This is a genomic window from Paractinoplanes aksuensis (assembly GCF_024137025.1).
Taxonomy (GTDB): Bacteria; Actinomycetota; Actinomycetes; order Mycobacteriales; family Micromonosporaceae; genus Actinoplanes; species Actinoplanes aksuensis.
Genome location: NZ_JAMYJR010000026.1, coordinates 95,318 through 108,302, shown reverse-complemented (window position 1 = coordinate 108,302; position 12,985 = coordinate 95,318). Strand labels below are relative to the sequence as shown.

Genomic DNA, 12,985 nt, shown 5'->3' with positions numbered 1-12,985 from the left:
GATTTTTGCAGAGAGGCCGGCGGGCGGGCGTGACCGCAGTGATTGTTGAAGTGCTGCATTCCCTCGTCCATCGCCGGCTGCTGGTGCGCTGCCATCTAGTGTCACTCGGGCGCGCGATATCGCCAGGTCCTCGAAGACCTGCAAAGTCGGACGCCGAAACTTACCACTCAAGGTTAAGTTCCGCGCGGACCGTTAGGTAATCGTTCCCCGGTCCTCACACCGGGTCGAGTGGGCGAAATGCCCGGCAATGGCCAATAAACGAGGCTCCGACCACGAGGCCCGCCCGACCCCTGTACGAAACCTGTGTGTCACACATCACCCAGCAACAGCCGTAACTTCTTTCACGCCCGCCGATTCATCAAGATCGTGGCCTACAGTGGACACTCCGACCGGGGCGGACGCCGCCACGTTCGCCCCGGTCACGGCCCCGGTAGCGTGATCCGGGTGAGCTTCCGGAACCTGTCCGTGATCGCCGCCGGTGGCCTGCTCGGCGCGCTGGCCCGACACGGCCTGTCCACGGTCTGGCCCCATCTCGAGGGCGGCTTCCCCTGGGCGACCTGGCTGATCAACGTGTCCGGATGCTTGGCCATCGGCATCGTTTCGGAGCTTGTACCCGCTCCGCGCCGCTTGCGGCTTTTCCTGACCACCGGATTTCTCGGGGGATATACGACGTTTTCGACGGCCATGACCGACGTCGTGGTGTCACCGACCGTGATCGGCTTCGCCTATCTCGTCACCACCGCCGCCGGTTCGCTCCTGGCCGTCTGGGCCGGCCGCTCGATGGCCCGGCGAGCGCGGCGATGACGCCCCTACTGGTCGCGCTGGGGGCGGCGGTCGGGGCGCCGCTGCGCTATCTGACCGATCAGGCCCTGCGCCACCGGGCCGGGACGTTCCCCCTGGGCACGTTCGTGGTCAACATCGCCGGGTCGCTGCTGCTGGGCTTCCTGATCGGGGTGCCCGTCAGCGATGCCGCCTGGTCACTGCTGGGGGTGGGCTTCTGCGGCGCGCTCACGACGTACTCCACGTTCAGCCTGGAGGCCCTCACGCTCTTCGAGAGCGGAGAGCGCCTGAAAGCCTTCGCGTACGTGGTGACGAGCCTCGCCGTGGGCCTGGCCGCCGCCTCGCTGGGCCACCTGGCCGGCACCGCCCTCTGAGTTATCCACAAAATGCGGCTGTCCACAGGGATGGCGGCTGGGTGACAACACCCGACGCCCGCTGGATGCAGGATCGACCCATGGAATTGGCCAAGATTTTGGAGGCGGCGGCCGGTGGCATCTTCCCGCCGGCCGACGGGGGCACGACCGTGGTGCCGCAGCCGAGCGAGCGCGACGCGGGCGTGCTGGCCTTCACAGCGCACACCGTGATCTTTCTCGACGACGACCCGACGTGGATTCACGCCACGATCGCCGGGCTCGACTGTGATCCACTCGCGGCCACCATGAACCCCGTCTTCCTGGCCGTGCTGATGGCTCGCACCGGGCGCACCACCGAGACGATCGACCTTCTTACTGTGGCGCCCGCTCTTTCCGGGCCGCCGCCGCTGGCGCTGACCGAGCAGGAGAAAGACCATCCCCGGGTACGCCGGGCCTTGAGCCACCGCGACGACGTGCGCACCTGGTCAGCGCCGGGCGGCCTGCTCACCGTCGGGCGTGGGGTGGCGGGGCGGTGGGAGGTGTCGATCGAGGTCGACGAGCAGGCGCGCGACCGTGGGCTGGGCCGGGCCCTCGCGCTCTCGGCCCGCCATCTGATCCCGGCGGGCGCGGTGCTCTGGTCTCAACAGGCCGCGGGCAACGCGCGCAGCATCCGCGCCTTCCAGTCCGCCGGCTACCGCCCCGTCGGCGCCGAGATCCTGCTGCACAGCAAGTCGGGGCCTCGGCGGTGAGCCGAGACCCCGACAGGGAGGCGTTGGGTCAGGAGACGGTGGTCAGTTCGCGGTCGCGGGGTTCGGAGGCGGGGGCCGGCGGCGGCTCGTGGGCGATCTGCGGCAGCCAGCCCAGCCAGCGCGGCAGCCACCAGTTCTTCTCGCCCAGCATGGCCATCACGGCGGGCAGCAGGACGGCCCGGATGATGGTGGCGTCCAGCAGCACGGCCGCCGCCAGGCCGATGCCGAGTTGCTTGGTCGAGGCCATCGGCAGCGTGGCGAACAGGGCGAACACCGCCACCATGACCACCGCCGCGCTGGTGATGACGCCGGCCGTGCGGCCGATGCCCTCGCGCACCGCCTGCCGGGTGGGCAGGCCGCGGTCGTGGCCCTCGCGGATCCGGCTCAGCACGAAGACGTGGTAGTCCATCGACAGTCCGAACAGGATGATGAACAGGAACAGGGGCATCCAGTTGGTGATGCCGCCCGACGCCTGGAAGCCGAGCAGGCTCTCGAAGTGGCCGTACTGGAAGACGAAGACCAGCATGCCGTACGCCGCGGCGACCGACATCAGGTTGAGCACCACGCCGGTCAGCGCGACCACGACCGAGCGGAACGACACCAGCAGCAGCAGGAAAGCCAGTCCGAGCACGAAGCCGAACACCCAGGGCAGGCTCGCGTCGAGCCGGGCGTTGAAGTCGGCGCTGCCCGCCGCCTCGCCGGTGACCAGCGCGCCGGAGCCGAAGGCGGCCGGGGCCACGTCGTCGCGCAGCAGGTCGAGTGCCTTCTCGTCGGTCAGGCCGACCGAGACGACCGCGACCGTGCCGGCCGGGTTGAGCTCGACGTCGACCGGGCCGGCGAGCTTGCCGCCGCTGTTCTCGACGGCCGTCCGGAACGCGGTGACCTTCTGCTCGAAGCCGGCGCCGGGCGACTCGACCACGACCTCGGCCGGCGAGATCTCGCTCGGGAAGGCTTTCTCGACGGCCAGGTAGGCCTGGACGATCGGCGCGTCGGGCGACAGGTCCTCGATGCCTTCACCCTTCGTCTTGAGGTCGAGCGCGGGGGCGGCCAGCGCGGCCAGCACCCCGACGGCCAGCACGGCCGAGAGCAGCGGCTTGGCCAGCACCAGGCGCAGGAAACCGTTCCACATGCGGCCGTCGCTGCGCTTGCGGTAGAGGCCGGGGATCTTCACCGCGTCGACCTTGTCACCGAGAGCCGACAACAGGGCCGGGAGCACGGTCAGCGAGCCGAGCACGGCCGTGGCGACCACGAGGATGGTACCGACGGCGAAGCTGACGAACGTGGCGTCGTACGTGAAGAACATGCCGGCCATGGCGACGATGACGGTCAGGCCGGAGATCCAGATCGAGCGGCCCGAGGTCTGGGCGGCGATCACGAGGGCGCGGTGCGGGTCGGCGCCGTTGCGCCGCTCGTCGCGTTCCCGGCGGATGTAGAAGAGGCAGTAGTCGACTCCGACGGCCAGGCCGACCAGCAGCATCACGTGGGCTGTGGTGTCGACCGTGGGGGCCAGACGGCTGGCGAAGGCGAGCAGGCCCATGGCCGCCATCACGGCCATGATGGCCAGCGCGACCGGCAGCAGGGCGGCGACCACGGCGCCGAACGCGACCAGCAGAATGCCCAGGGTCACCGGGATGGAAAGGATGCCGAGCTGGGTCAGGCCCTTCTCGAGGTCCTCGCCGATCAGCTTGTCCCCGCTGGCCGAGCCGCCCTGCGCGACATAGAGGTCGGGGTGCTTGGCCTGCACCGCGGCCACCGTGTCGAGCGAGGGCTGCACCCGGTCGGCCGCCGTCTCGGCGTCGCCGCTGATGCTGAACGTGACGAGCGAGGACCGCTTGTCCGGCGACTCGACCGGCGGCTGCACGTCGACGACGTTCGCCGTGGACTTGAGCGCTTTGGTCAGCTCGGTGATCGCAGCCCCACGGTCGGTGCCGGCCCGGTTCTGAATGATGACCATCTCGCCGGCCGGCTGCTCGGGGAACCCGGCCGCCTCGACGATCCGGTCGGCCTTACCAGAATCCCCGTGTCCCTGGTCCGACGACGTCGCCTCGATGGTGCCGAAGTGTCCACTGAGCACGGTCACGCCGACAACAAACGCGATCCAGCCGATGATCGCGAGCGCTCGGTGGCGAGCGCTCCACAGCGCGGCGCGGGCCGCGATCCCTTTGACTTTTCCCTCGTTCTCCATGCTGAGAACGCTATGAAGCCCAGCGCTCCCAATCGATACAGCAGACCCGCGTATCGGTGGTGGTGCTAGCCCTACCCCTGCAGGTAGGCCAGCACTGCCATGACCCGGCGGTGTTGTTCCTCGTCCTGGTGCAGGGCCAGCTTGGTGAAGATGTTGCGCACGTGCTTCTCGATCGCGCCGTCGGTGACGACCATCTTGCGGGCGATCGCGTTGTTGGTCAGGCCCTCGGCCATCAGCCCGAGCACCTCACGCTCGCGCGGGGTGAGGTTGCGCAGCGGGTCGTCGCGGCGACGGCGGACGAGCAGCTGGCTGACCACCTCGGGGTCGAGCACCGTGCCCCCGCCGGCCACCCGGCGCAGCCCGTCGAGGAACTCGGCGACCTGGGACACCCGGTCCTTCAACAGATAACCGACCGCGCCCAGGCGGTCGGCCAGCAGATCATCGGCGTACGAGACCTCGACGTACTGCGAGAGCACGAGGATCGGGGTGCCGGGGACCAGGCCGCGCGCCTCCACCGCGGCCCGGAGCCCCTCGTCGGTGTGCGAGGGCGGCATTCGGACGTCCACGATGGACACATCCGGCTTGTGCTCGGCGATCGCCGTCACGAGGGAAGGCCCGTCTCCGACAGCGGCCACCACCGTGTGGCCGTTCTCTTCGACGAGCCTGACGAGACCCTCGCGCAACAGCACCGCGTCGTCGGCAATCACCACCCGCATGCCGACATGCTGTCAGATAACTGAGTTCTACACGGGGAGGGCCGCCGTGAGCCTCGTCCCTCCACCGGCCGGGCTCGACACGTCGAGGACGCCGCCGGCCGCGCGGACCCGGTCGTCCAGGCCGGCCAGGCCGTGCCCCTTGGCCACGCTGGCCCCGCCCACCCCGTCGTCGGCGATCGAGACGATCAGGCCGGTGGCGTTGCGCTTGACGCTGACCTGGACCTCGTTGGCGTGGCTGTGCTTGGCCACGTTGGTCAGGGCCTCGGCCACCACGAAGTAGGCCGTCGACTCGAGGGTCGGCTCCAGGCGCTCGGCCAGCGTGGCGTCCAGCTCGACCGGCACCAGGCTGCGCCCGGCCAGGGCGGTCAGGGCGGCCTGCAGACCGCGGTCGACCAGGATCGGCGGGGCGATGCCGCGGGACAGGGCGCGCAGCTCGTCGAGCGTCTCGCGGGTCTGGGTCAGCGCCTCGGCCACGGTGGCCCGGGCCGCCTCGGGGTCGGTCGCGAACTGCTGCTCGGCCCGGCCCAGGTCCATCGCGAGGCGCACCAGGCGCTGCTGCGGGCCGTCGTGGATGTCGCGTTCGAGCCGGCGCAGCGCGTTGGCCTCGGCCGAGACCGCGGCCGCTTTCTGCTGCTGGGCCACCGTGCGGGCCGCGTTGGCCTCGGCCACCTGCTCGCGCAGCTCGTTGACGCCGCTCAGCAGGCCGCGGGCGAACCACGCCTCGAGCAGCGCGGACGCGCGAACCACGGGGTAGAGCGTGCCGGCGAAGAAGACCCCGACGGCGAAGTAGAAGAGGATGCGGGTGGCCGTGCCGCTGCCCATGCCGAGCAGCTCGGGCAGATCCTGCTGGTCGGGGCCATGCGGGACCGACCAGTCCCACAGCACCACGGTCAGACCGCCGATCGCGCCCGCCCACCAGGTGATGACCAGGCTGAACGAGATCGTGCTGGGGATGAACCGGAACATCCCGTGCAGCATGTCGAGCCAGGACTGCCCATCGCCCAGAACACCGAGCGACTGCCGCACGAACCCGCCCTCGGCCTGCTTCTTGTAGTACGGGTGCGGCATCTTGTAGCCGAACACCGGGCCGAGCCGGGCCCGCTCGAGGGTGGCGAAGCCGCGGGCGGTCATCAGCGTCGCGATCAGGATGGGGATGCCGACCCAGATGACCAGCGTGCCGACGCCGGTGAAGAACAGGGCCATGAACAGCGACACGGTGAGCAGACCGATCGGGAACCCGATCAGCACGTACTGGGTGTCGATGGCGACCTGGCGCACCAGCCGGGCCAGGGGTGAGCGCGTGAGGGAGGCTTGCGTCGTCATGCTGTTGACGCTAGGCATCGGGGCGCTCCGTTCCGATCCTGCTCACCGCCGGAACGACGGTAGGGTTAACCCCACCGTACGGCTCAGGGCAACTCATAAATCGACACCGGCCCCGACGAGAAGCGCAGCGTCGCCACCTCGGACAGGTTGGCCGACCGGCCGCCCGCCGCCCGGTCGTCCGCGAAGAGCCACTTGACCTTGTAGAGCCGCTGGAACTCGGCCACGTCCTCGGGCTGCCCGTGGGCGAAGACCCGCTGGTTGAGGATGTAGCGCATCAGGTCGGGGGCCGGCTGCTTGAAGTAGCGCTCGCCGTTGACCCCGTCCTGGGCCACCGCCTCGTCGGTGTAGCCCCAGCTCTCGATCACGGTACGGCGGCCGGTCAGCCCGGCCACCCAGAACGCCCGCGAGTCGCAGCTCTGGGTCCAGTCGATGGGGATGCAGTGCACGTTGGTGGCCACGATGTCGTCGCGGCCGGCGTTCTGGTCGAGCCACTGGGCCGCGACCATCTCGCCGCTCAGCACCAGCTTGCCCGGGTCCTGGGGGCCGCTGGGCACGGCGGCCGCGGCCGAGTCGATGTCCTCGATCTGGCGTTTGGCCCCGCCGACCAGCCCGGCCGTGAGCACGGCGGCGAGCAGAGCGGGCATGATCGCCTTCCACGGCGTACGCCCGGTGACCATGCGATGCAGGATCAGCCCGATCAGGCCCAGGCCGATGGCGATGATCGCCGTCCGGATCAGCGGCTCGGCCAGCACGAAGATCCAGTTGACCACGCGGTCCATCCGGGGCGCGTACATCTGCGGGGCCAGCAGGGCCCAGGTGCCGCCCGCGAGCGCCCCAGCCAGCACCGCCCGCCAGCCGCGGGCCAGGTCGGCCATCATCCAGGCGACCGCCACCGTGCCGAACGGCAGCGCGCCCGCATAGAAGTAGACCTGGCTGGCCGACGGGTGCCAGAGCAGGAACATCGCGCCCGCGCCGGCCGCGGCCATGCCGGCCAGCAGCCACGTCGCCGGCTCGCGCTTGGTCGTGCCGGTGACGATGCCGAACACGCCCAGCATGCGCGGGGCCTGCATCAGGAACCACCAGACGAGCAACCCGGCGATGAAGAGCCGGCCCATCGTGCCGGTCGTCTCCACCCCGTACGGAAGGAACCGCGACCCGTCGATGACGTCCTCGTGCCCGATGGTGTCGCGGTAGGGCGCCATCCAGTAGAGGACCGAGAGCGGCTGGAAGCCCAGGGTGCCCGCGCCGCCCCCGGCGAACAGGCGAAAACCGATGCCGACCCCGGCCACGGTCAGCGCGAGCAGCGTCAGCACGGACAGCAGCCGGCGCCGATAGCCGATCAGCACGACGACCGTGGCCGCGAGCAGTCCGGCCAGGAACGGCGGCAGCGCGCTGGACTTGGCCCCGGCGCAGGCCAGGGCGAGCGGGAAGATCAGCACCCAGGCCCAGCGGAGGGGACGGCCTCGCAGCACGTCGACGGTGAACACGACCATCAGCGCCTGCAACGGCAGGACGTACACCTGGGAGGGGCTCAAGGCGTTGACCGGGCTGCCGCCGAGCGGGGTGTACGCGGTGCCCAGCAACAGCGGCAGGCCGAGGATGGCCGCGGTGCCGCCGAGCGCGCCGGCCCACCACTTGCCGCTGAGCGAGCGGACGAGGGTCGCCGCCACGAACACGGCCGTGCCCGCGACCGGGACGACCCACAGCCGCAGGAGCACGATCGCCGGGTCGATCTTGGTGATCATGCTGGCCGTGGCGATGTCGGCGTCCGACAGGTAGTGGTAGTGCAGCGGGGTGCCGGAGAGTTGCGGCACCTCGAACGGCATCGGCCGCATCATCTCGTGCACGAGGGCCAGGTGGTAGTACAGGTCTTGATAGATGACGCCCCCGGCCGGCGGCAGCGGCGTGGTCATCCAGCCCGGGTATTCCGAGAGCACCAGCAGCACGAGCCCGGCCGCCACGATCCACGACCACCGCAGCGGCAGCGGGCGGGGCCGGCTCACCCGCCAGTAGCGGTGCAGCCGGGGCACGGCCAGGAACGGCACCACGATCAGCGCCGGCCACCACGGCAGCAGCACGAACTTGTCGAGCGCGGCCGAGAGCGCCCATGACCCCAGCATGAGCAGCAGGCCGGTGGCGGCGCCCAGGCCCAGGTCTTCGGGCACGTTGCCCCGGCTGCCCCGCAGCGCGCGGTAGACCAGCGTTCCCGGCAGAACGATGTCGAAGGCGAAATAGAACGCGTAGAGCGCGATGTCCCGTCCCGAGACGCCCGTGTCGAGCAGCGTCAGGACAAGGGTGACCGCCGGGAACAGCCACGGCAGGATCGCCAGCGGCGCCCGCAGGCGGCGGTAAACGTTGGAGGGTCGACGGGGAACTGTCGAGGGGCGCACGATCGGTTTCGGCGCCGCCTCGACAGCCTCGAGCACGGCGGTCACTCGACGAGTGTCGTCAACCGGGTGAATTCGCGGGGCAGGTCGTACCCGTCCCAGATCGAGCCGAAGGTCAGCGCCGACCCGAACGGGACGATCCGGTCGACCCCGCGGCCGCCGAGGGCCAGCGCGAACTCGCGCAGCTCGTCACGGCCGAAGCCGAAGTGGCTGAACGTCTGGTCCTGCCGGTTCATCGCCGGCACCAGCTCGAGCAGCGAGCCGACCTCGGCGAACGGGAAGGCCCCGGCCCCGATCCAGCGCCGCGGCGCGTCGGGCACCGTGTTCAGCGACATCGCGGTCACAGAGTTGGCCGGGAACGTCATCGCCGAGACGGCGCCGGTGGCGGCCAGCCCGTAGGCGTTGACCCGCTTCTCGACGGCCATGGCGGCGTCGATCTCCCAGCCGCGCTGGCCGACCGTCTGCAGCAGCAGTTCGATGAACTCTTCGCGGACGTCGTCGGTGTTCTCACCGACCAGGAAGACCGTGCGCGGGGAGGAGCAGGCGGCCTGGTCGAACCAGTACGAATCGTTGGTGAAGCCCAGCACCGCCTCGCGCCGCCGGGCCGGTTCGGCCGCGCGCCACCCGGCCGCCGACAGCGCGGCCCAGGACGTACGGTCGGGGAAGGTCAGGTCTCGGGCCGACGGGCGCAGCGGGTGCTTGCGGATCGCCTCGACGGCCGAGTCGCCGCCCCAGATGACCCGCAGGTCGGCCCAGTTGCTGAGCGCCGCCGTGACCTTGTCGTCGCGGCCGTACGTGATCATGCGCTGAGTGCGGCCGATCACCGGGTCGGCCTCGGCCAGCACCTCGTTGAGCGCGGTCAGGATCGTGTCGGCCGCGGTGGCCGAGCGCTCCGAGATGCGGACGACGTTGTGATTGCCGGCCAGGGCCGAGAGCGCCCACGAGTACACGAAGATCGTGTCGACGTTGGCCGGCGGGATGTGGAAGACGTTGCCCCGCGGGAACACGATCGCGTCGTCCCGCTGCAGGTGGGCCACCGTGCGGTTGAGCTCGGCGGGCCGCAGGAAGAAGCCGAGCGAGCCCAGCTCAGGGTGCCGCCGGGCCACGGCCGGGGTCAGCAGCTTGCGGGCCAGCTTGGCCAGGAAGTCGATGACCCGGGGGTCGCCGACGGTGAGACGGTCGTCGGAGGGGGCGGTGAGATCGCCCTCGGCCCCGAAGCGGTACTGGATCACGCCGCCTCCCGGTAGGTGTCGGAGCAGCCCCGCGCCTCGGCCCGCGGCAGCCGGCCGAGCACGGAGAAGCGCTTGCCGGGCCAGTCGCCGTCGTCGACGCCGTGCACGACGCCGAGGTCTTCGGTGAGCAGCACGTGGCCGGGGTACGAGGTGGGCAGGGTGCTGATGACCTCGATCAGGCCCGGCTTACCGACCGGCTGCTCGGCCCACGTCTCGGGGTCGCGGATCACCACGTCGGCGAAGTCGGGGCAGTAGAGCGAGCCGCCGGACGCGCCCTCGAGGAAGATCGTGCCGATCTGCTCGATCATGCCGTAGTAGTTGTGCACCTGGGTCAGCCCGACCGCGGCCAGCCGCTTGCGGAACTCCTCGGGCGAGACGGCCTGGTCGACCAGCTTCTTCCAGCCCCCCGAGTGGATCAGGATGCCGTTGCTGAGGTCGAGCCCGTTGTCGAGCGCGACCTCGTAGAGGTGCAGCCACACCAGGTAGGTGAAGCCGAAGATGAGGAACGGCTCTTTGCCGTACTGCTCGAGGAAGCCCTTGAGCGCCTCGACGTCGACGTGGCCCTCGTTGTCGAGCGCCCAGACGTGGTTGCGGCCGAAGTTCGACATGCCGAGCACGCCGGCGCCGCGGGCGCTGAACGACTTGCGGTCCTTCAGCATGGCCTTGGTGTCGACCAGGATCATCGGCAGCCGCTTGGGGCCGAGCACGGACTGCACCGTGGCGCCCAGCTTGCGGGTCTGCTCGGCGGCGGCGGCCTTGTCGAGGTAGATCTTGCTGACCTCACCCCCGGTGGTGCCGCTGGAGGTGAGGACCTTGTAAACCTCGTCGTCCGGGATGCTCTTGAGTTCGAGGTTCTTGAACAGCCGCACCGGCAGCCAGGGCAGGCCCTCGACCGACGTGGCGTTCCGGTAGCCGTTGGCCGCGAGGATCCGCGCGTACGGCTCGCAGTTCTCCCGATGATGTTCGGTCAGCGCGGAGAGTTCCTTGAGCAGGATCTCTTCCTTCGCGGCTTGAGACAGGGTGAAGACACTACTCACAGCGACGACTCCAGCGCCCGATAGTCGGTCTTGCCGTTGGGCATCAGCGGCAGCGCCTCAACACTACGCACGATCACGCCGGAGAAATGTGTCCCGAGCCACTCGGCAATCTTGGTGCGCAGGTCGCGGGCCTCATCGTCACTGACAGCGACCGCGAAGACGGCGAGTTTGTCGTCGCCGGCCACCGCAGCCACCGGGAAGTGCTTCTCGACGTCGTCCAGGTTGATGCGGACGCCGAAGACCTTGGCCATGCGCTTGATGCGCCCGGTGATGAACAGGAAGCCCTCGTCGTCGACGTGGCCCAGGTCGCCGGTGCGCAGCACGCCGCCCTGCACGTCGCCCAGGGCGAGGTCGGCCGCGGTCTCGGCGTAGCCCATCATCACGTTCGGGCCGCGATAGACGACCTCGTCGTCCTCGATCGCGAAGGCGCCGCCGGGCAGCGCCTGGCCGACCGAGCCGAGCTTCTCCTCCAGCCGGGCCGGGGGCAGGGTGGCCATGCGGGGACCGGCCTCGGTCTGCCCGTACATGACGTAGAGGCGGCCGTCGACGGTCGCCATCCGCTGGGCGAAGTCGGACACCAGGTCGGTCCGCAGGCGGCCGCCGGCCTGGGTCAGGCTGCGCACGGTCGGGTACTTGGCCGGGTCGAAGCGCAGCCGCCGGAGCATCTCGTACTGCGACGGGACGAACGCCAGCGAGGTCACGCCGTGCTCGTTGACCGCGGTCCAGAAGTCGCGCTGCATGATGCCGGTGCGCTCGAGCACGACGGTCGCGCCCGCGAGCAGGTGCGAGTTGAGCACCGACATGCCGAACGAATAGAAGAGCGGCAGCGTGGTGATCGCCACGTCGTCGCCGGTGATGCCGAGGACCTCGGCGATCTGCTCGGCGTTGGTCCGCACGGCGTCGGCGGTCAGCCGAACCAGCTTCGGGTTGCCGGTGGAGCCGCTGGTGGTCAGCAGCACGGCCAGGTCGGGGTGCACGTCGGGGGTGGTGAACCGCTCGACGAACGAGGCGTTGTCGTGTTCCGGGTCGAGCAGCAGCACCGGGCGGCCCAGCCGCAGCGCGGCGAGGTAGCGGGCGACGACGGCCAGCGTCGTCTCCATCGGCAGGAAGACGACCCCGCCCGGCTCCGCGGCCAGCTCGGCCCCGGCCGCGGCGATCATGTCTTCGGTCAGCGTCTCGCCGGTGACCGCGTCGATCACGCGGGCACCGGGGTGAAGCAGATTCACAGCGTCAGTCCTCCGTCGACCCCGAGCACCTGGCCGGTCACGAACCGGGCCTGCTCGGAGAGGAGGAACGTGATCACGTCGGCGACCTCGTCGGCCTCGCCCAGCCGGCCCAGCGCCGTGTCAGCGATGCGCTCCTGGCGGCCCTTCTCGTCGAGGGTGTCGAGCATGTCGGTCGCGATGAAGCCGGGCTCGATCGCGTTGACCCGGATGCCCTGCTTGCCGAGCTCTTTGGCGGCCGACTTGGCCAGCGCGGCCACGGCCGCCTTGGAGGCCGAGTAGACGGCCTGGCCGGCGAGGCCACGCGAGGCGGTGATCGACGAGACCAGCACGACGGCCGGGTTCTTGCCCCGGGCCAGCAGGCGGGCGGCGCCGCGCAGCGTGTAGACCGCGCCGGCCGAGTTCACCGCGAACAGCCGCTGGATGGTCGCGTCGTCGGTCATGCCGAGCATGCCGGCCGCGTGCGTGCCCGCGTTGACGACCAGCGCGTCGAGGCGCTTGAAGTTCTGGAACGCGAGCTGGGTGAGCGCCTTGGACGTCTCGGGCTCGGCGATGTCGCCGTGACCGCTGACCACGGTCACGCCGAACTTGGCCGCGAGCTCCTCGGCCACCGGGGTGATCGACTCGGCGCGGTGGCCGTGCAGGACGAGGTCGTACCCCCGCTCCGCGAGACGCGTGGCGGTGGCCCGGCCGATACCGCGGGAAGCGCCGGTGACCAGCGCCGCCCGATCACTCATTGAAGTCAACCCCGTACTTACCGAGAATGTTGACCGCCTCGGTGAAGCTCGACATGTTGATGACGTCGTCTGTGTCAATCATCACCGAGAACTCGTCTTCCAGCGCCGCCACCAGAGACATGTGGGCCAGGGAATCCCACTTCTCGTTGTCCTGGTACTGCAGGTCGTCCACGGGCGCATCCGCCGGAAGGTCCAGGGAGGTGCGGAACGCCTCGCGCAGTCGCTGCAGGTTACTCACGGTGGTACTCCAAAGGGGGGCTGGT

The 12,985-nt window shown here is 70.1% G+C and carries 12 protein-coding genes; 3 read left to right on the top strand and 9 right to left on the bottom strand.

Annotation, left to right across the window (positions count from 1 at the left end):
- The first annotated feature begins 444 nt into the window (after positions 1 to 444).
- The 3 genes from M1L60_RS22975 to M1L60_RS22965 all read left to right on the top strand — a co-directional run bounded on the left by M1L60_RS22975 (position 445) and on the right by M1L60_RS22965 (position 1,882).
- On the top strand, positions 445 to 804 hold the full coding sequence (locus M1L60_RS22975; RefSeq protein WP_253239536.1) for a fluoride efflux transporter FluC: 360 nt from the start codon (positions 445 to 447) through the stop codon (positions 802 to 804).
- Entirely contained in the window at positions 801 to 1,154 is a 354-nt protein-coding gene (gene crcB, locus M1L60_RS22970) for a fluoride efflux transporter CrcB (protein ID WP_253239535.1), read from the top strand. The genes M1L60_RS22975 and crcB overlap by 4 nt, the downstream gene beginning before the upstream one ends.
- A gap of 80 nt (positions 1,155 to 1,234) precedes the next feature.
- Positions 1,235 to 1,882, top strand: coding sequence for a GNAT family N-acetyltransferase (locus M1L60_RS22965; RefSeq protein ID WP_253239534.1), 648 nt, complete (start codon positions 1,235 to 1,237; stop codon positions 1,880 to 1,882).
- A gap of 28 nt (positions 1,883 to 1,910) precedes the next feature.
- Here M1L60_RS22965 and M1L60_RS22960 read toward each other — a convergent pair whose 3' ends face one another.
- The 9 genes from M1L60_RS22960 to M1L60_RS22920 all read right to left on the bottom strand — a co-directional run bounded on the left by M1L60_RS22960 (position 1,911) and on the right by M1L60_RS22920 (position 12,960).
- Positions 1,911 to 4,067 (bottom strand): MMPL family transporter, encoded by a 2,157-nt coding sequence (locus M1L60_RS22960; protein ID WP_253239533.1) that lies wholly within the window; start codon positions 4,065 to 4,067, stop codon positions 1,911 to 1,913.
- Positions 4,068 to 4,138: 71 nt separating this feature from the next.
- Positions 4,139 to 4,783: a response regulator gene (locus M1L60_RS22955; protein ID WP_253239532.1), complete on the bottom strand. Its 645-nt coding sequence runs from the start codon at positions 4,781 to 4,783 to the stop codon at positions 4,139 to 4,141.
- A gap of 27 nt (positions 4,784 to 4,810) precedes the next feature.
- Complete coding sequence (locus tag M1L60_RS22950; RefSeq protein WP_438862146.1) at positions 4,811 to 6,124, bottom strand: sensor histidine kinase; 1,314 nt, start codon at positions 6,122 to 6,124, stop codon at positions 4,811 to 4,813.
- Between the two features lie 65 nt (positions 6,125 to 6,189).
- A complete protein-coding gene (locus M1L60_RS22945; protein WP_253239530.1) occupies positions 6,190 to 8,541 on the bottom strand; it encodes a hypothetical protein in 2,352 nt (783 codons plus the stop codon).
- The gene (locus M1L60_RS22940; RefSeq protein WP_253239529.1) at positions 8,538 to 9,725 is read right to left on the bottom strand and encodes an acyl-CoA reductase; all 1,188 of its coding nucleotides are present in this window, start codon (positions 9,723 to 9,725) and stop codon (positions 8,538 to 8,540) included. Before M1L60_RS22940 ends, M1L60_RS22945 begins: the two co-directional genes overlap by 4 nt.
- Positions 9,722 to 10,762 carry a LuxE/PaaK family acyltransferase gene (locus M1L60_RS22935; protein WP_253239528.1) on the bottom strand — a complete coding sequence of 347 codons (1,041 nt, stop codon included), beginning with the start codon at positions 10,760 to 10,762 and terminating at the stop codon, positions 9,722 to 9,724. The genes M1L60_RS22940 and M1L60_RS22935 overlap by 4 nt, the downstream gene beginning before the upstream one ends.
- A complete protein-coding gene (locus tag M1L60_RS22930; RefSeq protein WP_253239527.1) occupies positions 10,759 to 11,988 on the bottom strand; it encodes an AMP-binding protein in 1,230 nt (409 codons plus the stop codon). Before M1L60_RS22930 ends, M1L60_RS22935 begins: the two co-directional genes overlap by 4 nt.
- Positions 11,985 to 12,722 (bottom strand): SDR family NAD(P)-dependent oxidoreductase, encoded by a 738-nt coding sequence (locus M1L60_RS22925; protein ID WP_253239526.1) that lies wholly within the window; start codon positions 12,720 to 12,722, stop codon positions 11,985 to 11,987. The genes M1L60_RS22930 and M1L60_RS22925 overlap by 4 nt, the downstream gene beginning before the upstream one ends.
- Positions 12,715 to 12,960 carry an acyl carrier protein gene (locus M1L60_RS22920; RefSeq protein WP_253239525.1) on the bottom strand — a complete coding sequence of 82 codons (246 nt, stop codon included), beginning with the start codon at positions 12,958 to 12,960 and terminating at the stop codon, positions 12,715 to 12,717. Before M1L60_RS22920 ends, M1L60_RS22925 begins: the two co-directional genes overlap by 8 nt.
- Positions 12,961 to 12,985: the final 25 nt, after the last annotated feature.

Coding starts and splice junctions, on each gene's coding strand:
- M1L60_RS22950 (WP_438862146.1), bottom strand. CDS start 6,124: ATGCCTAGCGTCAACAGCATGACGACGCAAGCCTCCCTCACGCGCTCA.
- M1L60_RS22960 (WP_253239533.1), bottom strand. CDS start 4,067: ATGGAGAACGAGGGAAAAGTCAAAGGGATCGCGGCCCGCGCCGCGCTG.
- M1L60_RS22955 (WP_253239532.1), bottom strand. CDS start 4,783: ATGCGGGTGGTGATTGCCGACGACGCGGTGCTGTTGCGCGAGGGTCTC.
- M1L60_RS22925 (WP_253239526.1), bottom strand. CDS start 12,722: ATGAGTGATCGGGCGGCGCTGGTCACCGGCGCTTCCCGCGGTATCGGC.
- crcB (WP_253239535.1), top strand. CDS start 801: ATGACGCCCCTACTGGTCGCGCTGGGGGCGGCGGTCGGGGCGCCGCTG.
- M1L60_RS22965 (WP_253239534.1), top strand. CDS start 1,235: ATGGAATTGGCCAAGATTTTGGAGGCGGCGGCCGGTGGCATCTTCCCG.